General features: G+C 64.9%; 14 protein-coding genes. 7 read left to right on the top strand and 7 right to left on the bottom strand.

Annotation, left to right across the window (positions count from 1 at the left end; translation table 11 throughout):
- Nucleotides 1–5: 5 nt before the first annotated feature.
- Nucleotides 6–1,352 carry a DUF1800 domain-containing protein gene (locus DSHI_RS11970; RefSeq protein WP_012179019.1) on the bottom strand — a complete coding sequence of 449 codons (1,347 nt, stop codon included), beginning with the start codon at nt 1,350–1,352 and terminating at the stop codon, nt 6–8.
- A 170-nt stretch (nt 1,353–1,522) separates the two neighbouring features.
- Between DSHI_RS11970 and DSHI_RS11965 the strand changes: the two genes are divergently transcribed.
- Both DSHI_RS11965 and DSHI_RS11960 read left to right on the top strand, forming a co-directional pair.
- Nucleotides 1,523–2,512, top strand: a complete 990-nt coding sequence (locus tag DSHI_RS11965; protein WP_012179018.1) for an XdhC family protein — start codon at nt 1,523–1,525, stop codon at nt 2,510–2,512.
- Nucleotides 2,509–3,522, top strand: a complete 1,014-nt coding sequence (locus DSHI_RS11960) for a molybdopterin-binding protein (protein WP_012179017.1) — start codon at nt 2,509–2,511, stop codon at nt 3,520–3,522. Before DSHI_RS11965 ends, DSHI_RS11960 begins: the two co-directional genes overlap by 4 nt.
- A gap of 18 nt (nt 3,523–3,540) precedes the next feature.
- Here DSHI_RS11960 and DSHI_RS11955 read toward each other — a convergent pair whose 3' ends face one another.
- The 4 genes from DSHI_RS11955 to DSHI_RS11940 all read right to left on the bottom strand — a co-directional run bounded on the left by DSHI_RS11955 (nt 3,541) and on the right by DSHI_RS11940 (nt 5,803).
- Nucleotides 3,541–3,906, bottom strand: coding sequence for a HesB/IscA family protein (locus tag DSHI_RS11955; RefSeq protein WP_012179016.1), 366 nt, complete (start codon nt 3,904–3,906; stop codon nt 3,541–3,543).
- A gap of 71 nt (nt 3,907–3,977) precedes the next feature.
- Nucleotides 3,978–4,340, bottom strand: a complete 363-nt coding sequence (locus DSHI_RS11950) for an SUF system Fe-S cluster assembly protein (protein ID WP_012179015.1) — start codon at nt 4,338–4,340, stop codon at nt 3,978–3,980.
- A gap of 62 nt (nt 4,341–4,402) precedes the next feature.
- A complete protein-coding gene (locus DSHI_RS11945) occupies nt 4,403–5,299 on the bottom strand; it encodes a LysR family transcriptional regulator (RefSeq protein WP_044027841.1) in 897 nt (298 codons plus the stop codon).
- A gap of 273 nt (nt 5,300–5,572) precedes the next feature.
- Nucleotides 5,573–5,803, bottom strand: a complete 231-nt coding sequence (locus DSHI_RS11940; protein WP_044027839.1) for a hypothetical protein — start codon at nt 5,801–5,803, stop codon at nt 5,573–5,575.
- An 18-nt stretch (nt 5,804–5,821) separates the two neighbouring features.
- Between DSHI_RS11940 and tgt the strand changes: the two genes are divergently transcribed.
- A complete protein-coding gene (gene tgt, locus DSHI_RS11935; RefSeq protein ID WP_012179013.1) occupies nt 5,822–6,952 on the top strand; it encodes a tRNA guanosine(34) transglycosylase Tgt in 1,131 nt (376 codons plus the stop codon).
- Between the two features lie 226 nt (nt 6,953–7,178).
- Here tgt and DSHI_RS11930 read toward each other — a convergent pair whose 3' ends face one another.
- Both DSHI_RS11930 and DSHI_RS11925 read right to left on the bottom strand, forming a co-directional pair.
- Complete coding sequence (locus DSHI_RS11930) at nt 7,179–7,841, bottom strand: response regulator transcription factor (RefSeq protein WP_012179012.1); 663 nt, start codon at nt 7,839–7,841, stop codon at nt 7,179–7,181.
- Nucleotides 7,838–9,280: a cache domain-containing protein gene (locus DSHI_RS11925; protein ID WP_012179011.1), complete on the bottom strand. Its 1,443-nt coding sequence runs from the start codon at nt 9,278–9,280 to the stop codon at nt 7,838–7,840. The genes DSHI_RS11930 and DSHI_RS11925 overlap by 4 nt, the downstream gene beginning before the upstream one ends.
- A gap of 208 nt (nt 9,281–9,488) precedes the next feature.
- On the opposite strand from DSHI_RS11925, the gene DSHI_RS11920 reads away from it, so the two are divergent.
- The 4 genes from DSHI_RS11920 (at nt 9,489) to DSHI_RS11905 (ending at nt 17,594) form a co-directional block, all read left to right on the top strand.
- Complete coding sequence (locus DSHI_RS11920; protein ID WP_012179010.1) at nt 9,489–10,574, top strand: TRAP transporter substrate-binding protein; 1,086 nt, start codon at nt 9,489–9,491, stop codon at nt 10,572–10,574.
- Between the two features lie 114 nt (nt 10,575–10,688).
- Entirely contained in the window at nt 10,689–11,642 is a 954-nt protein-coding gene (locus DSHI_RS11915) for a TRAP transporter small permease subunit (RefSeq protein WP_012179009.1), read from the top strand.
- Nucleotides 11,643–11,659: 17 nt separating this feature from the next.
- Nucleotides 11,660–14,014 (top strand): TRAP transporter large permease, encoded by a 2,355-nt coding sequence (locus DSHI_RS11910; protein WP_012179008.1) that lies wholly within the window; start codon nt 11,660–11,662, stop codon nt 14,012–14,014.
- A gap of 499 nt (nt 14,015–14,513) precedes the next feature.
- Nucleotides 14,514–17,594 (top strand): Rne/Rng family ribonuclease, encoded by a 3,081-nt coding sequence (locus DSHI_RS11905; protein ID WP_012179007.1) that lies wholly within the window; start codon nt 14,514–14,516, stop codon nt 17,592–17,594.
- Nucleotides 17,595–17,616: the final 22 nt, after the last annotated feature.

The raw sequence follows: 17,616 nt of genomic DNA, 5'->3' as shown, positions 1-17,616 counted from the left end.
GCTCCTTACCGGCGGTTGAATTCAGGGCTGGCCAAGACGATCACATGGCCTTCGATGCGATCCTCGGCCCCGGCCACGGCAAATCGCAGGGTGGGCGACGCGGCATCCCCGACGGCCGTGTCGAGAAAGTCGCGGGGGTCCGAGCCGCCGAGCATCCGCTTGGCGAACCCGTCGCTCCAGCGCAGCCGTGCCGAAAGGCCCACCGGCGTGATCCATGCCTCGGGTGCTTCGGGCCATCCGTCGGGACCCTGGGGCCGCCAGAGCGGTTGACCCATTTGCGCCAGCGGTTGCAGGAAGTCCCGGTTGACCTCGCGCGGGCGCAGGCCGCTGAGCTGCGCGGGATCGGTGCCTGCGGCGCGCAGGGCCGCCACCACGAACTCGAAGGGCGTCCGTGCCTTCACCGCCTGCGGGTGCCAGGCTCGGGGGTCGTGCAACATCACATCGTAGAGCGCCGTCAAGCGCGTGTCCGTGGCGAGATAGGCATCGGCCATATCCGCAACCAGGTCCCGTGGTGCCGGGGCGCCAAGGAAATGTACGACGAGCTTGCGCGCCAGGTGCTGGGCGGTCTCGGGATGTGCGGCGAGATCGTCAAGAACCTGCGCGATCGGCTCGATGCCCGGCCGGTCGCTGTGATAGGTGCGCCCCATCACGGTTTCCGGCCCCGGCTCCACCCGCCCGCGGTAGAAGGCGTAGCCATCGGGTCCATGGGCAAGCCCGGTGAGCAACTCGGCCAGCTCGCGCACATCGGTCTGGGTATAGCCCGCGTCAACGCCAAGCGTGTGCAACTCCAACAGCTCCCGCGCGAGGTTCTCGTTCAACCCCCGACCGCGTTCCAGCCCTGCGGGGCTGTTGGGGCCGAAACTCCGCCCCTGGTCGAGATACATCACCATGGCCGGGTGCGTGATCACCGCGCGCAGCATGTCCTTGAAGCGGCCGGTAATGTGCGGGCCGATGGCTGTCGCGTGCATGTGCGGCAAGGCCAGGGACAAGCGCGGGAAGGTCTGAGCCGCGGTAAAATGATCGATCCAGAACGCGAGCAGGCGCTGATCGAAGCCCGTGGGCGATTCCATCGCGGCCTGAACGGCGCGCCGCTGGTCCCGGCGCAGATACTGTGCGAAAGCCCGGTTGGCGCTGCGGCTGCGCTGCATGCTCCCGTCCACGCCCCTGTCGCGGTCCCGGCGGGCCTGCCGGATCATCTCGAAGATCGCGTAGCGCGTGTCCCAGTCGTCGGTAAACGGCAGGCCCGCGTCCGGCAGGCTGGCGAGCAGGCCCGCGGCATCGCGCACCTTCGCCCCGTCAGGCCGGGGGCCGTAGCCGTATCTGAACGCGGCGAGGGTTGCGGCGCTGACCATCCTGGCCTCCAGCGGCGAGTGTTCCTGCTACATATAGGATGCGCCGGGCGCAGCGCGAGAGGGGGAGGAGCCCCGGACCGAGGTCCGGCAGGGTTTCGCGTGTTTGCAGCTCCGCGCGGCCTCTGGTCCCCCGTTGGCCTTTGGGTCATAGTCGCGGCGGGAGGTGCTCCATGACGATATCGCACGATCAGATGCCCGAGCAGGCACTGGCCTGGCACCGGCAGGGCAAGGGTGCCGTGATCGCCACGGTGGTGGAGACCTGGGGCTCCGCGCCGCGCCCCATCGGGAGCCAGCTGGTGATCTCGGGGGAGGCTGAATTGGCCGGGTCGGTCTCGGGCGGCTGTGTCGAAGGTGCGGTGGTGGCCGAGGCCCTCGACGCCATCGAGAGCGGCAAGGCCAGTTCCATGACCTTCGGGGTCAGCGACGACGAGGCCTTTGCCGTCGGGCTCGCCTGTGGTGGGCAGATTCGCGTGATCGTCGAACCGGTGGGGCCACATGTTTCCGAGGACATGCTGGCCGACCTGGTCGCGGCCCGCGCCGCCCGGGCCCCGGTCGCGCTGGCGGTGAACCCGGACACGTGGGAGCGACGCCTTGTCCGCCCGGACACCGATGATCCGCTGTGCCCGGCGCTGATGTCGCGGGCACGGGCGGACAAGTCCGGTTTCGAAGGCGACTGGTTTCTCGGGCTGCATAATCCGCCCCTGCGCATGGTGGTGGTGGGGGCCGTACATATCGCCCAGCCCTTGCTGGCCATGGCGCGGCTGGCGGGGTATGATCCGGTCCTCGTCGATCCGCGGGCGGCCTTCGGCTCGGAGGCGCGCTTTCCCGGCGAGACGATCCTCGACGAATGGCCGGATGCCGCATTGAAGGCGCATGGGCTCGACGCGCGCACGGCGGTGGTCACCCTGACCCATGATCCCAAGCTGGACGATCCGGCCATCGAGGTTGCGCTTGGCGCGCCGTGTTTCTACCTCGGCTGTCTCGGATCGACGCGGACCCACGCCAAACGGGTCGCGCGCTTGCAGGAGGCCGGGTTCGACGAGGCCGCGATCGCGCGCATCCACGCGCCCGTGGGTCTCGACATCGGGGCAAAATCGCCCGCCGAGATCGCCATATCGATCATGGCCGAAATCACGGACCGGCTGCGGAAGGCGCCATGAAGTTCGGAGCGGTTCCCTTGACCAAGGCGGAAGGCGCCCTGCTGGCCCATGCGCTGCGGCTGCCGTCGGGCAAGCTGTCCAAGGGGACGGTTCTGACCTCGCAGATGCTGGCCGAGATCGCGCAGACCGGTCTCGACGAGGTGATCGTCGCCCGGCTCGAGCCGGGGGATATCGATGAGAACGCCGCTGCGGCGCGGGTGGCCGCCGCGCTGGTGCCAGAGGCCTCCCGGCCGCATCTGCGGATCACCGAGCCCTTCACAGGTCGGGTGAATATCGTGGCGGAAGCCTCTGGAATAATTGAGATAGATGTTCCGGCCATCGAGGCGCTGAACTCCGTCGATCCGTTGATTACCCTGGCCACCGTGCCGCAATATGCCCGCGTTACACCGGGTATGCTGGTCGGGACGGTCAAGATCATTGCCTATGGCGTGGCCGCCGACGCCGCGCAGCAGGCCGCGCAGTGTGGCGCGGGCAGCTTGCGTCTGCGCCCGGCCCGCTACAGCTCCGCGGGGCTGGTTCTGACGGAGTTCGGGCCCGCCGATGCCCGTTTGCGCGACAAGAGCATTGCGGCGATCGAGACGCGGCTGATCCAGCTGGGCATGTCATTGGCCGAGACCCGCGTGACCGGCCACAACACCGCCGAGATCGGGGCGGCCCTGGCCGGTCTCGATGGTGAGATGGCGCTCTTGCTGACCGCCTCCGCCACCTCGGACCCGGCGGATGTCGGGCCGGAAGGGGTGCGCGCGGCAGGCGGACAGGTGACCCGGTTCGGCATGCCCGTGGACCCGGGCAACCTGTTGTTTCTGGGCGAGATCGGGCCGCGGCCGGTGATCGGGCTGCCGGGTTGTGCGCGGTCGCCCGCGCTCAATGGCGCGGATTGGGTGCTGGAGAGGGTGGCGTGCGGGTTGCAGGTCACGGGCGCGGATATCGCGGCCATGGGGGTTGGCGGGCTTCTGAAGGAAATCCCCAGCCGCCCGCAACCGCGCCGTCCCCGGCGCAAGCCGGAGTGACCGCGCAGGCGCGCAGGCTCAGGTTTTCGCGGCGAGCGCTTCGTCGAACTTGATCGATTCACCGCATCCGCAGGCATCGACCACATTCGGATTGCGGAACTTGAACCCGGATTCGAGCAGGGAGGTTTCGTAATCGATCTCGGTCCCGAACAGGAACATCTGCGCCATGGGCGCGATCATCACCCGGGCTTCGCCGGTCTCGACCACCTCGTCATGGGGGTCGATCTCGTCCACGTAGTCCATGGTGTATTCCATGCCCGCGCAACCGCCCTTCTTGACCCCGATCCGCAGGCCTTGCTTGTTGCCCTGCGCCATGAGCTTGCCGATATGCGCCGCCGCACGGTCGGTGATGGTCACGGGGGCCTTGCCGGGGATACCAAACATGATCAGGGTCCTTTGCGTCTGGAGCAGATGTAGGCGCCGCGTATGCGTGCCACAAGTCCGAGGCGGACGGGTTACATGAAGCCCAGTTCGAGCCGGGCTTCGTCGGACATCATTTCCATGCCCCAGGGCGGCTCCCAGGTCAGGGCCACGTTGACCTGCTTCACGCCGGGCAGCGGCTCGACCGCTTCGGCGACCCAGCCGGGCATTTCGCCCGCCACGGGGCAACCCGGGGCCGTGAGGGTCATGATGATATCCACCTCGGCCTCGTCGCTGATCTCGATCGTGTAGATCAGGCCGAGATCATAGATGTTCACCGGGATCTCCGGGTCGAACACCGATCGGCAGGCCTCGACGATCTGCTCGTGCAAGGGGTGGTCCGTGCTCGAAGGCCGGATCAGCGGCGCACCTTCCATCGGGGGGGTCTCTACGCTCATATCTATCTCTCAGGATTGTTGACCAAAGATATAAGGTTTTGCGTCCCGCCCGTAAAGGGGCGCTAACGTGTGGAGCGAACCACCTCGCGCAACCAGCTGTTCCGCGCAGCATTGTCGTTGCGCACATGCCAGAGCATGTCATGGGTGATCGGGGGCAGCGCCATTGGCGGTGTGCTGTAGCTGAAGTCCTTGAAGACGGTCTTGTGCAGTCGCAGGGGCATCGTCGCCACGTAATCGGAATCGCGCATGAGTTCCGCCAGTGTGTGGGAATTGGGTGCGGTCATCCGGATGCGCCGAATGATGCCCTGTCGCTCCAGTTCTTGTCCGACCGAGCTCTTTATGGATGCTCCGAAGTCGAGGGCCGCATGCTTGGCTTCCACGAAATCCTCGACGCTTTCGATCGGGCCACGTTGCTTGGGGCAGTAGTAACAGACAGATCGGTCCGAATAGAGCCGCTCGGCCAGCAACAGGGACGGGTAACTCGGCAGGCTCACGGCGATCACCAGGTCTGCCGCCCCGGCAGAGAGCAGTTCGCCGGCATTTACCCGTGAACCCATGTCGTGGAAGTGGATGGTGACATGGGGGGCGGCCTTGCAAATCCGGGCCTTGATCTCGATGAGCTTGGGCAGGATTTCGGTCACGTTGGTCGCGATCCGGAAGGCCCCGGTGTCTTGGGCCGGGTCATAGGTGGCGCTTGTGCGTAACCCCTCCAGACCGATCAGAACCGCGCGCACCCGGGGTGCCAATTCCTTTGCCGTGTCGGTCGGCGCAATGCCACGACCCGATTTGACGAATAGCGGATCGCCGAGTGCTTTTCGCAACCTTTCCAGCCCATGGCTGGCCGTAGATTGCGTGATCCCCAGTTGATCCGCGGCCCGACTGACCGAAACAGTATCGAATACACACAGGAATAGCTTCAATTGACGGCCGTCGAGGCCGTAGATATCCAGATCCTTCATACCCTCGCTCGAGTCCCTGAAGGGGTGCGCGCACGGAAAACCGTGCAAACACCGCATTTTATATGCGTGGGCATGCGTCCGTGAGTGTGGCTTGGATGCGGCGTGCCCGATGGGTCGTATCGATTAATCCGATACATATAATATCATGCATCAATTGATCTCATCAAACAAGAGTGTGAATGTCAGGCCAGTGTCGCGCAGTTACGGGATGAGGCAATTCCGTCAGACGGCAGAATGGAATGACAAAATAGGCAAGGCATGGAAAATAATCTCTTACAGGACCCCGAAAAGAAGCGAGATGCTCGAAAGAGGGTTGATCTTGCCTGGCTCCCGGACGAGTTGGAAAATCTGCTCTTTCTTGTCGCGCGTGCGGGTATGACCGCAACGGCGCGCGACTTGCGTTTCGCGATCCGAAGTGCGCAGGTCGAACTCGCTCACCGCGGCGGCGGGACGCAGGTCGGAAGCGGGGGTCCCCTCCGGTTTTCGCGTGACGAGAGCGGACAAGGCTCCTAACAGCAGGGCATGACACAGAGATTTTCCTTCACGCGCCTCGGACAGGACGGGGCGGCGCGGCTTGGCCGTATCAACACGCCCCGCGGAGAGATCCGGACGCCGGCCTTCATGCCGGTGGGCACGGCGGCCACGGTCAAGGCCATGCGCCCCGAAAGCGTGCGCGAGACCGGGGCGGATATCCTGCTGGGCAATACCTACCACCTGATGCTGCGCCCCACGGCGGAGCGGATCGCGCGCCTCGGCGGGTTACACAGGTTCATGAACTGGGACCGGCCGATCCTGACCGATTCCGGCGGGTTCCAGGTGATGAGCCTGACCGGGTTGCGCAAGCTCACCGAGCAGGGCGTGACTTTCAAGAGCCATATCGATGGCTCGAAACACATGCTCAGTCCCGAGCGGTCGATGGAGATCCAGAAACTGCTCCGATCGGATATCGTCATGTGCTTCGACGAGTGCCCGGCCTTGCCCGCGCCGCGGGAGCGGATCACCGAGAGCATGGAGTTGTCCATGCGCTGGGCCGCGCGGTCGCGCGAGGCGTTCGGGGACTGGCCGGGGCATGCGCTCTTCGGGATCCAGCAGGGCGGGCTGGAGGAGGATCTGCGCGGCAAGAGCGCCGAGGCGCTGCGGGCCATCGAGTTCGACGGCTACGCAGTCGGCGGGCTCGCGGTGGGCGAGGGGCAGGAGGCGATGTTCGGCGTGCTGGATTACGCCCCCGGAATGCTGCCCGAGGACAAGCCGCGTTACCTGATGGGGGTCGGCAAGCCCGGCGACCTGGTGGGCGCGGTCAAGCGGGGCATCGACATGTTCGACTGCGTGCTGCCGTCGCGGTCGGGCCGCACGGGGCAGGTCTTCACCCGGCGCGGGGTGGTCAACATCAAGAACGCGCGCCATGCGGATGATCCGCGTCCGCTGGACGAGGATTGCACCTGCCCGGCCTGCCGCAGTTACAGTCGGGCCTATCTGCACCATGTGTTCCGGGCCGGTGAAATTCTGTCCTCGATGCTGCTGACCTGGCACAACCTGCATTACTACCAGGAGTTGATGCAGGGGATGCGCGATGCGATCGGTGCCGGGGATTTCGCAGGGTTCGAGGCGCGGTTTCTGGCGCAGCAGGCCGAGGGCGATATCGCGCCGGTCTGAGGGCGGGGCCGGTCTGGCCGCTGCGACGCGGCCGTGAGGCGCGTGGAGGCGCAAACGCTCAAAACGGGCGAATGACCCGCTTCGGGCGGCGATCTGGCCTCTGAAACCTTCCCCGCGGGGAAGGTTTTGTGGCGTGTTTACAATAATTTAACCGTGCGGAGCGCTAGGGAAATCTTAATCCGCCTGTGCCCTTCGCGGCCCGTCGCAGGCGCGCTGCGGGAGCGTGTCAGAGATCGACGCCGGTGCCTTGCAAAACGCCATGCTCCATGGCGTAGCGGGTCAGCCCCGCGGTGGACGATATGCCCAGCTTGCGCTTGATGTTCTTGCGATGGGTCTCGACCGTCCGGACCGAGATGTCCAATGTCGCCGCCACTTCCTTGTTGGACTTTCCCGAGGCCAGTTGCAGCAGGATCGTCTGCTCCCGCGAGGTCAGCGGTTCGCGCCCGTCGGCCGTGTTGGGCTCCAGTGAGGCCGACGCGCCGGTGCACATGTAGGTCTCGCCTCGCATCACGGCCTCGATGGCGAGGCGGATCTCGTCGGTAAGCACATCCTTGAGGATATAGCCCCGCGCGCCGTGGCTCATGGCGGTCGAGATGTATTCGGCGCTGTCATGCATCGACAGGATCAGGATCCGGGTGTCGGGGCATTTTTCCAGCACCATCTCGGTCGCGCTCAGCCCGTTGATCTCGGGCATGTTCAGGTCCAGCAGGATCACGTCCGGCGCAAGGGTTTCAACCTGCTCGACCAGCTCGCGCCCATTGCAGAGGCGTCCGATGACCTGCAGGTCGTCGTAGGTTTCAAGGATCGCCTCGATGCCCTCTGCGACCATCGGATGATCATCGACGATAACGACCTTGGTGCGCGGCGGCGTATCGGGTGCGAGTGTCATGCGCGGACCTTTCGGACGGGGGCCGCGGTGCTGCGGGCGGCCGGTTCTGGGGGCAGGATGTGACTGAGTGGCACGGTGGCGTCAATTCGGGTGCCAGCCTCCGAGGAGAAAACCTGCAGCGTGCCGTCGAGCTGTTCGACCCGCTCCTGCATGTTGCGCAGGCCGAGCCCGCCCGCGCCGCGGGAGACATTGGCCAGGCCGCGCCCGTTGTCGGCCACCCGCAGGGTCGCGCCGGTCTGGTGTCCGAAGAGGTCCAGATGCACTTCGGTGGCCTGGGCGTGACGTTCGATATTTGTCAGGGCCTCCTGGGCGATACGGTAGAGCGCGATCTTGGCCTCCGGGTCGAGGCGATTCCGGAACACGACCGTTTTCATTTCCGCGCGGATGCCGGTGCGCTTGGTGAACTCCTCGGCCAGGTCTTGGATCGCAGGGCCGAGGCCAAGATCGTCGAGCTGTCCCGGGCGCAGGTCGCGACTGATGCGGCGGACCTCCTGGATGGCGCCGTTCAGCCCATCGATGCCCTTCTCGATATTCTCCTGGGCGCGCGCGTCGCCGGTCTGGACCCGCCTTCGGGCCAGTTCCAGCGCGTAGCGGATGCCCACGAGAAGTTGGCTGATGCTGTCATGCAACTCGCGGGCCACGCGGCCGCGCTCTTCCTCCTGGGTGTCGAGGACGCGCTGGGTCAGCGCCTTGAGTTTGGCGTCTGCCAGCCGCCGCTCGCGGATGTTGATCAGCAAACCGGAGGCAAACACCGCCAGCAGGGCCGCCAGCGTGATCGCCCCGATCCAGAAGAAGGTCTGCGCGATGCGGGACTCGGTCGCGGCGCGGGCCGCGGCCACGTGCGTCAGCACGTCGTCGATGAAAATGCCGGTCCCCAGCGCCCATTGCCAGTCTTGCAGGCCGACCACGTAGGTGATCATCCGCGCCTCTTCGCCCGTGGAGGGTTTGACCCAGTCATAGGTGTGATACCCCGCCCCGGCGCGCGCGATGCGGACCAACTCGTCCACCACGGGGACGCCGTTGCTGTCGGTGCGGCCGGTCCAGTTGCGGTTGATCAGCTCGGTCTGGCGCGGGCTCACGAGGTTGGTTCCGTCATAATGATAGACGAAGAAGAACCCGTCGCGCCCATAGAGCATGGCGGCGAGGATCTGGGTCACCCGTTCCTTGGCGGCCTCGTCATCGGGGGCGGCGCGGCCGTATTCGGCAAAGAACGCGGTGCGGGCCAGCTGGATGTAATTGCGCAGCTCGCGCTTCTTGGCCTCGATCAGCTGGGTTTCCAGCCCTGAGATCTCGCGCTCCGCCAGTTGACGGCCCTGGTCGGCCACCACGACCGAGATCGCGGCCACCGCGAGCACGAGTGGAATGGTCGCCAGCAGAAAGAGCTTCTGGCCATAGCTGACCTGCAAGCGCTTCAGATACGGGGCAATGAACCGGGCCATGTCAGGTTCTAGCGCCTTCCGCGGACCGATGCCAAGCGTCGCGTTCGGCCGTTTGACGTTACGGAAGCCTGCCCTTCAGATATTATTTTCATCAATACCGACTGGTGGGTATTCCGCGTTGCAGGTGGATTGTCTAGGTTCGCGCCACTGTTAACGATCCGCCCATCTTGCAAAGGGTGGGCATCGACAAACCCGAGGGGAGGATTTTATGGATCGTCGTTCTTTTTTGCGGACATCGGCACTGGGCGGGACCGCGGCTGCGGCAAGCGCAGGGTTGGCCGCACCGGCCATCGCGCAGAGCACGCGCACACTGACCATGGTGACGTCCTGGCCGCGCGGCTTCGCGGTTCTGGATGATGCTGCGACCTACTTCAACGAGGCGGTCAATGCGATGTCGGGCGGCAGCCTGATCATCGAGAAAAAGGCCCCGGGTGAGCTTGTCGGTGCGTTCGAGGTATTCGACGCGGTGGCCGCAGGTCAGGCCGACATCTACCATTCGGCCGACTACTACTGGATCGGACAGCATCCGGGCTACGCATATTTCTGCGCGGTGCCTTTCGGCGCGACGGCACAGGAACTGACCAACTGGTACTACCATGACGGGGGTCAGGACCTGCACAACGAGCTGGGCGCGATCTTCGGCATGCACTCCATGCAGTGCGGCAACTCCGGCTCCCAGTCCGGCGGCTGGTTCCGCAACGAGATCACCTCGGCCGAAGACTTCAACGGTCTGCGCTTCCGGATGCCGGGCCTCGGCGGGCAGGTGCTCGGCAAGCTCGGCGCCTCGGTGCAGAACATCCCCGGTGGCGAGCTCTACCAGGCGCTGTCTTCGGGTGCCCTCGACGGTCTGGAGTGGGTCGGTCCCGCCGCGGACGAGAAGGCCGGCTTCCAGGAGGTCGCCAAGATCTACTACACCGCCGGCTTCCACGAGCCGGGCTCCGGGCTGACCGCATCGGTCAACCTGGACGTCTGGAACGAGCTGTCGCCGGAACATCAGGCGATCATGGACAACGCGGCCAAGGCCACGACGAACTACCAGCTGAGCCAGACACTGGCCATGAACGGCGCAGCCTTGGCGCGTCTGCAGGCCCAGGGCGTGCGCACCCTGCAATTCCCCGACGATGTCTGGGATGCGTTCGGCGCGGCCTCCAAGGAAGTTCTCGACGAAAACATGGGCGACGAGCTCTATGCCAAGATCCGCAACAGCTTCGACGCCTCGCTGGCCAAGAGCTCGGACTGGCTGCTGAAGTCGGACGCCTATTTCGTGGAGCAGCGCAACCGCGTGCTCGGCTAAAGCGACAAGACGAACGGCAAGGGCCCCCGAGCGGGGCCTTTGTCTCATGGACAGACCGGGGTGGCACGGCGAGGTCTGTCCGTCGCGCCCCGAGATGACGATGAGGGAACTCCCATGGAGAGTGAAGCGCAAGTCAGTGCTCTGGCGAGTATCGCAGGCGGGGTCTGGTGGGTCCTCCAGAATATCGGATTGGCTTTCTACAACACCGCCTGGGCGATCCTGAACCCGGGCCAATGGCTTGGCTGGATCGGTGGGCTTGAGACGACCGAAGACAAGGAAGCGCTGATGCGCTTTGCCTATTACGGCGCCTCGGTGGAGTTCTTCTTTTTCCTGCTGACGGCTTTCCTCGTGGCCCTTGCCATCGGCATCGCGCGGCCCCGGGCCATGTGGGGCATGGTGATCGGGCTGGAAGGGTTCGCGAACGTGGTCGGGCGCGTCGCGGCCTGGGCGGGTTTGCTGATGGTGGTTCAGCAGATCCTGATCGTGATGCTGCAGCGGTTCTTCCTCGTCAGCCAGATTTCAATCGGGCCGTTCGGGTATACATTTACCAAGGATCTCAGTTGGTTCGGCGAGGAACTTAAACTTTATAACGCGATCGTCGTCTGCCTGTGCTGCGCCTATACGTTCGTTCAGGGCGGGCATGTGCGCGTGGATCTGGTCTATTCGGTGGTCAAGCACCGAACCAAGAAGGTGATCGACATGGCGGGCAGCCTTCTGTTCATGATGCCGGCCATGGTGCTGATCTGGCTCTATTCGTGGTTTTTCATGTGGCGCCACCTGATCACACCCAAGATCAGCGCGTCCGACCCGTTCGACCGGATGATGTTGAAGGCGCGCGCGGTGCGCTGGAATGTCGAAACCGTGGGCTTCAGCCCGCAAGGGTTCGACGGATATTTCCTGTTCAAGATCCTGATCTGCCTGTTCGTGGCCATGGTCTTCCTGCAGGCGGTGGCGTTCTTCTTTCGCTCTTTCCAGGAATGGCGCGAGGGCGAGGAGAGCGCTGGCAAGTATCACGACAAGGATGCCTTGGGTGACGAAGACGCCGAACGCGTCGCGGAAATCCACTAGGGCATGGGGCTGACATCATGATTTTCGGTTTGGACGGCATCGAGATTGGCCTGATCATCGTGTTCCTGTGCCTGTTTGGCGGGATCATGTCGGGCTTCCCCGTGGCCTTCGCCATCGGCGGGGCGGGGGTGATCTCTTTCGGGATCATCGCGGCACTGGACAGCGCGGGGCTGCTCATTCACCAGGCAATCGACACGGGCAGCGCGGAATACGCGGCCCTGATGGCCGAGGGCGTGGCGCGCGAGGCGATCAGCGTGTTCCGCTACCCCGAACTGCCTAGGGTCGAAGAGGCGCTCTTTCCCGGCGGCTGGGAACAGGCGATGGATCGGAACCTGTCCTTCATCGTCAACCGCCTGAACGAGCGGGTGATCGCGGGCCAGAGCATCGAGACATTGTTGGCGGTTCTGATGTTCGTGATGATGGGCATCACGCTGGAGCGCTCCAAGATCGCCAATGACCTGCTGACCACCATGGCGCGGGTGTTCGGCCCGCTGCCCGGCGGTCTGGCCGTGTCCATCGTGGTGGTGGGGGCCTTCCTTGCGGCCTCCACGGGGATCGTGGGCGCGACCGTCGTGACCATGGGGCTGCTGGCCCTGCCCACCATGTTGCGCAACGGCTATTCCAAGGAGCTGTCCACCGGCGTGATCGCGGCCTCGGGCACGCTGGGCCAGATCATTCCGCCGTCCATTGTGATCGTCCTGCTGGGGACACTGGCGGGCGACATGTACGCCACCGGGCAGGAGAAGCGCGCGGTTCTTGCGGGGTGCACCGACGCGCTGACCTTCCTCGGCGAGCCGGCGGTTCTGTCGGTGGGCACGCTCTTCCAGGCGGCCGTGCTGCCGGGGGTGATGTTGGCGGTGCTCTATGCGCTTTATGCTTTTGGCTACGCGGCCTTCAATCCCTCCAAGGCTCCACCCGTGGTCAGTGATGCACCCGCCGGTGAGGTCATTACCCGCAACGAGGCGCTGACCTGGTTTCTGGTGGCGCCTTTCGGTCTGATTGCGGCGATCATCCTGTCGATGAATGTGGGCGTGATCGGCTCCCAATCGACCGCCGTGTCGACCATGACGGAGCTGGGCGAGACAGCGGAGCTGCGCACAAATGTCAGCCCGGCCTGCCAGGCCTCGATGATCGAGCTGCACGGGCAGGAAAAATGGGATCTGGCCGTCGCGCAGGCTGAACAGATCGCCGCAGGCGGCGGGGCTGCAGAGCGCCGCGACCTGACGGCCGAAGAGCTCGAGGTGGCTCAGGCCGAGCGCCTGGAAGATATCGCGCCCATCGGCACGGGCCTGAGCGTGTTCTTTCTGCTCTTCGGGCTGATGCTGATCGTGGCCCGTGGCGTGGCCCCTCTGGCCAACCCGGTGCCGCTGCTGATCGGCGGGGCAGGGGTCGTGCTGGCCTTCCTGACAGATGCCCTGCTGATCCCGGCGACCATGTCGCCCGGTGGCGCGTTCACGTTGCTGGCGATCCCTTTCGCCATGGTTGTTTATGGCTCTCGGGCGGCGATCACGCGGCTGGCGCAGAACGATCTGATCCGCGTGGTGTTCCCACCGCTGGTCCTGATCGTGGCGGTGCTCGGCTCGATCCTGGGCGGGATTACCAACCCGACCCCGGCGGCGGCGCTGGGCGCTGGCGGGGCGATCATGCTCGCGGCCTATCGCAAGCTGCGCGAAGAAGAGCGTAACGCCAAGCTGATCATCGGCGCTTCCTTCGCGCTCGTTATCCTGATCGTCATCGGCATCAATTTCGACCTGCGAACGGGCGTGGCGGATGTGAGCTTCCAGGATTGGGTGGCGATCATCATCGCCCAGGCGGCCTATCACGTGGCGGTGCTGGGGCTGCTCTATTCGTGCTGGGTGCTGTTCACCCGCGGGGTTTTGAGCCCGGTGGTGCGCGAGACGGCGAAGGTGACCTCGATGGTCTTCACCATCCTGATCGGATCGCAGCTCCTGAACCTCGTGGTGATCTCCTTTGGCGGAGAGCATTACATCCAGGAGTTCCTGCGCAGTTTCGACAACGAGCTGGTGGTGTTCCTGATCGTGATGCTGGTGCTGTTCATCCTGGGCTTCGTGCTCGATTTCCTGGAGATCATCTACATCGTGATCCCGATCGTGGGTCCGGTGATCTATGGCGGCACAATGGACCCGAAATGGGTGACGATCATGATTGCCGTGAACCTGCAGACCTCGTTCCTGACACCGCCTTTCGGCTTCGCGCTGTTCTATTTGCGCGGGGTGGCGCCGCCTTCGGTGACCACGGGTCATATCTATCGCGGGGTGTTGCCGTTCGTGTTGATCCAGGTGGCGGCCCTGGGAATGCTCTTTGCCTTCCCGGGCGTGGTGACCATCGTGCCGAACCTGCTGGGGAACTGATTAACCTTTATTAACAAGCGAAAGGGCGGCCCGAGGGGGCGCCCTTTTTGCATGCGAACTGGTCCGAGGGGGCAAAACAATCATTGTGTTTTGACCTCCACTGGATTTATCTAGGCGAACGGGCGTTCGCCAAGCGTATGGCGATGCCGTCCGGTTTCAGGTTTACCTGCCCCCGCTTCATGGACCAAGGCATCAACGCCGATCCTTTGCAGGGTGCAGTGTTTTCAAGGGGCTGACCGCTCTGCGCACTCTACGCGGCCGTCATCCCCTGTTCATTCCGCAAAGCTCTTGCGGGTTCGGTTTGCTCCCTCGGGAGCTGGAGAAACGCGATGAAACGCGACAAGGCGAGCAGGCAGGCTGCAAGACATGCAGCCGAGGTGACCGGGGTTCTGTCCCCGACCGTGCTGCGCCGCGCGATATCCATTGCACAGCAAAATACACGGCTGACATCCCGGGGGCTTGCGCCACCCGGGCCATTTCTGTCGTGCAGAAAGACAACATGGCAAAGAAGATGCTCATCGATGCCACCCACGCGGAAGAGACCCGCGTTGTGGTGGTCGACGGAACGAAGGTCGAGGAATTCGACTTTGAGTCGGTAAACAAGCGGCAACTTGCGGGAAATATCTATCTGGCGAAAGTGACACGGGTCGAGCCGTCCCTGCAGGCGGCCTTCGTGGACTATGGTGGCAATCGCCACGGGTTCCTCGCCTTCTCGGAAATTCACCCGGACTACTATCAGATCCCGGTGGCGGATCGCGAGGCGTTGCTGGCCGAGGAAATGGCCTTTGCAACCGCCGATGCGGAAGAGGACGAGGTCAAGCCGAAGAAGCGCCGTTCCCGTCGCCGGAAGAAGGTCGAGACGTCGGACGAGGACGCGGCCGAGGTCACTGCCGACAGCAATGCCGCCGAGGCCGAGACGGCACAGGACGCGGACGCTGCCGACAGCCCGGATGCAAAAGACGCCCCGGCAGTCGAGGCGGCGCAGGCTGCGCCGGAAGATGTCGCAGAGGACGCGCCGACAACCGAGACCGAAGCGCAGACAGCCGAGGCCGAACCGGCCGAGACCGCCGAGGCGGACGAAGATACCGCCAAGCCCCCCATGCCGCACGCGGTAGAGGGCGATGACCCGACCGTGAAATCCGAAGAGGTGAGCGAGGCCGACGCGGACCCGCAAGCCGAGCCCGGATCCCCGGCAGCGGAGGAGGCCCCTGCCGAGGACGCCCCTGCCGAGGACAAGCCGGTCGCCGAAGCCGCGCCGCGCCAGACACAGTCCATCCCCGGCATGGACGTGGTCGAGACCGACAGCGAGGCCGAGGACGGTCCGATCCTCGTGGCCGAAGCCGCGGGCGCCGGCCCGGATGGCGATAAGGAAACCGCCGAGAAGCCCAAGCGCCGTCGCAGCCGACGCCGCAAGAAAACCGATGTCGAGGTGTCCGAGGAGGCCACGGACGAGACCGCGGCGGCCGACAGCGACGCCGCAGACCAGGATGACGGTATCGAGGATGTGGCCGACGAGGATGTGGCCGAAGAGATCCGCCGCCCCCGCCAGCGCCGGGAGCGCCGCTACAAGATCCAGGAAGTCATCAAGGTCCGTCAGGTCCTGCTGGTTCAGGTCGTCAAGGAAGAGCGTGGCAACAAGGGCGCGGCCCTGACCACCTATCTCAGCCTCGCGGGCCGCTACTGCGTGTTGATGCCCAACACCGCCCGCGGCGGCGGCATCAGCCGCAAGATCACCAATGCAGTGGACCGCAAGAAACTCAAGGAGATCGCCTCCGAGATCGAGGTGCCGCGCGGCGCGGGCCTGATCGTGCGCACGGCGGGGGCCAAGCGGACCAAGACCGAAATCAAGCGGGACTACGACTACCTCAAGCGGCTATGGGAGCAGATCCGCGACTTGACCCTGAAATCCATCGCGCCCGCCCCGATCTATGAGGAAGGCAACCTCATCAAGCGCTCGATCCGCGATCTTTACAGCCGCGATATCGACGAGGTGCTGGTCGAGGGGGAAGAAGGCTACCGGGTGGCCAAGGACTTCATGAAGATGCTCATGCCGTCCCACGCCAAGAACGTGAAGCTCTACAATGAGAACCTGCCGCTCTTTGCGCGGTATCAGGTGGAAAGCTACCTCGCGGGCATGTTCAACCCCACGGTGCAGCTGAAATCCGGGGGCTACCTCGTGATCGGCGTGACCGAGGCGCTGGTGGCGATCGACGTGAACTCGGGCCGGGCCACCAAGGAAGGCTCGATCGAGGAGACCGCGCTCAAGACAAACCTGGAGGCCGCCGAGGAAGTGGCCCGCCAGGTCCGCCTGCGCGACCTCGCCGGTCTGATCGTGATCGACTTCATCGACATGGAAGAGCGGCGCAACAATACCGCTGTCGAGAAGCGTCTGAAGGACAAGCTGAAGACCGACCGCGCGCGCATCCAGGTGGGCCGCATCTCGGGCTTTGGCCTTCTGGAGATGTCGCGCCAGCGCCTGCGTCCGGGGATGCTGGAAATCACCACCCAGCCTTGCAACCATTGTCATGGCACCGGGCTGATCCGGTCGGATAATTCCTTGGCGCTGTCGATCGTTCGCGCGCTGGAAGAAGAGGGCATGCGCCGCCGCGTGCGCGAGGTTCTCGTCAAGGCGCCGGTCAATGTCATCAACTACCTCTTCAACGAAAAGCGCGAGCATATCGCGCTGATCGAGGGGCGCTACGGTTTGTCCGTGCGGCTGGAGGCCTCGAACGAACTTTCGGGGGCGGACTTCACCATCGACAAGTTCAAGACCGCGACCCGCAAGGTGGTCGAGCTTGACGCGCCGGTTGTGTCGATCGACACCTCGGGCGTGGACGAGGCCGAGATCGTGGAGGAGCCCGACGAGGAAGAGGCCGACACCGAGACCGAGGCAGAGACTGCCGCCACCGAGGAGACCAGCGAAGAGCAGGCCCCGCGCAAGCGCCGCCGCCGTCGCCGCCGCTCCCGCCGGGGCGGTGGGACCGAGAACGGCGAGTCCAACGGAGATGGCAGCGACGAGGCACAATCCGCCGCAGACGCGGACTCCTCGGATCAAGCTGACATTTCCGAAGAAGCGGAGTCCTCCCAACCGGCGGTTGAGGCAGAGGCAGAAGAGGCCCCGAAACCCAAGCGTCGTCGGCGTCGTCGCCGGAAGTCCGACGCAGAAGAGGGTGAAGCTGCTCCCGATGGGGATGCTGTCTCTGAAGACGTCTCTGCGCCTGAACCCGCCCCGACCCCCGAGCCGGTTGCGGAGGCCAAGGCCGACGCGCCTGCGGCGGAAGCCGAGCCTGTAGCGGAGGCCGAAGCGCCGGTTGAACCCGCAGAGTCTGAGGCGCCCGCCCCGGAGGTCGATCCCACGCCGGAGACGGCCGAAACGGCCCCTGTCGAACACGGAGACGAGGCATCCGACACGACCGATGAGGAGACCGGCCAACCGGTCTCCGAAGAGGCATCGGAAGCGGAGGCCGAAGACCCCCAAGCCGTGGAGCCCGAGCTTGCAGAGGCCGCCAACGAGGCTGCGCCCGCGCAGGACGACGACACCAAGCCCAAGCGGCGCGGGTGGTGGTCGCTCGCGCGCTGAACTGGTATCCATATCGATCGGA

The organism is Dinoroseobacter shibae DFL 12 = DSM 16493 (assembly GCF_000018145.1).
In the GTDB taxonomy this organism is placed as follows: domain Bacteria; phylum Pseudomonadota; class Alphaproteobacteria; order Rhodobacterales; family Rhodobacteraceae; genus Dinoroseobacter; species Dinoroseobacter shibae.
This window is presented reverse-complemented; position numbering and strand designations above follow the sequence as displayed.

What these genes read in the sequence shown, in the direction of transcription:
- DSHI_RS11970 (WP_012179019.1), bottom strand. Translation starts at nt 1,352, where the DNA reads ATGGTCAGCGCCGCAACCCTCGCCGCGTTCAGATACGGCTACGGCCCC.
- DSHI_RS11965 (WP_012179018.1), top strand. Translation starts at nt 1,523, where the DNA reads ATGACGATATCGCACGATCAGATGCCCGAGCAGGCACTGGCCTGGCAC.
- DSHI_RS11960 (WP_012179017.1), top strand. Translation starts at nt 2,509, where the DNA reads ATGAAGTTCGGAGCGGTTCCCTTGACCAAGGCGGAAGGCGCCCTGCTG.
- DSHI_RS11955 (WP_012179016.1), bottom strand. Translation starts at nt 3,906, where the DNA reads ATGTTTGGTATCCCCGGCAAGGCCCCCGTGACCATCACCGACCGTGCG.
- DSHI_RS11950 (WP_012179015.1), bottom strand. Translation starts at nt 4,340, where the DNA reads ATGAGCGTAGAGACCCCCCCGATGGAAGGTGCGCCGCTGATCCGGCCT.
- DSHI_RS11945 (WP_044027841.1), bottom strand. Translation starts at nt 5,299, where the DNA reads ATGAAGGATCTGGATATCTACGGCCTCGACGGCCGTCAATTGAAGCTA.
- tgt (WP_012179013.1), top strand. Translation starts at nt 5,822, where the DNA reads ATGACACAGAGATTTTCCTTCACGCGCCTCGGACAGGACGGGGCGGCG.
- DSHI_RS11930 (WP_012179012.1), bottom strand. Translation starts at nt 7,841, where the DNA reads ATGACACTCGCACCCGATACGCCGCCGCGCACCAAGGTCGTTATCGTC.
- DSHI_RS11925 (WP_012179011.1), bottom strand. Translation starts at nt 9,280, where the DNA reads ATGGCCCGGTTCATTGCCCCGTATCTGAAGCGCTTGCAGGTCAGCTAT.
- DSHI_RS11920 (WP_012179010.1), top strand. Translation starts at nt 9,489, where the DNA reads ATGGATCGTCGTTCTTTTTTGCGGACATCGGCACTGGGCGGGACCGCG.
- DSHI_RS11915 (WP_012179009.1), top strand. Translation starts at nt 10,689, where the DNA reads ATGGAGAGTGAAGCGCAAGTCAGTGCTCTGGCGAGTATCGCAGGCGGG.
- DSHI_RS11910 (WP_012179008.1), top strand. Translation starts at nt 11,660, where the DNA reads ATGATTTTCGGTTTGGACGGCATCGAGATTGGCCTGATCATCGTGTTC.
- DSHI_RS11905 (WP_012179007.1), top strand. Translation starts at nt 14,514, where the DNA reads ATGGCAAAGAAGATGCTCATCGATGCCACCCACGCGGAAGAGACCCGC.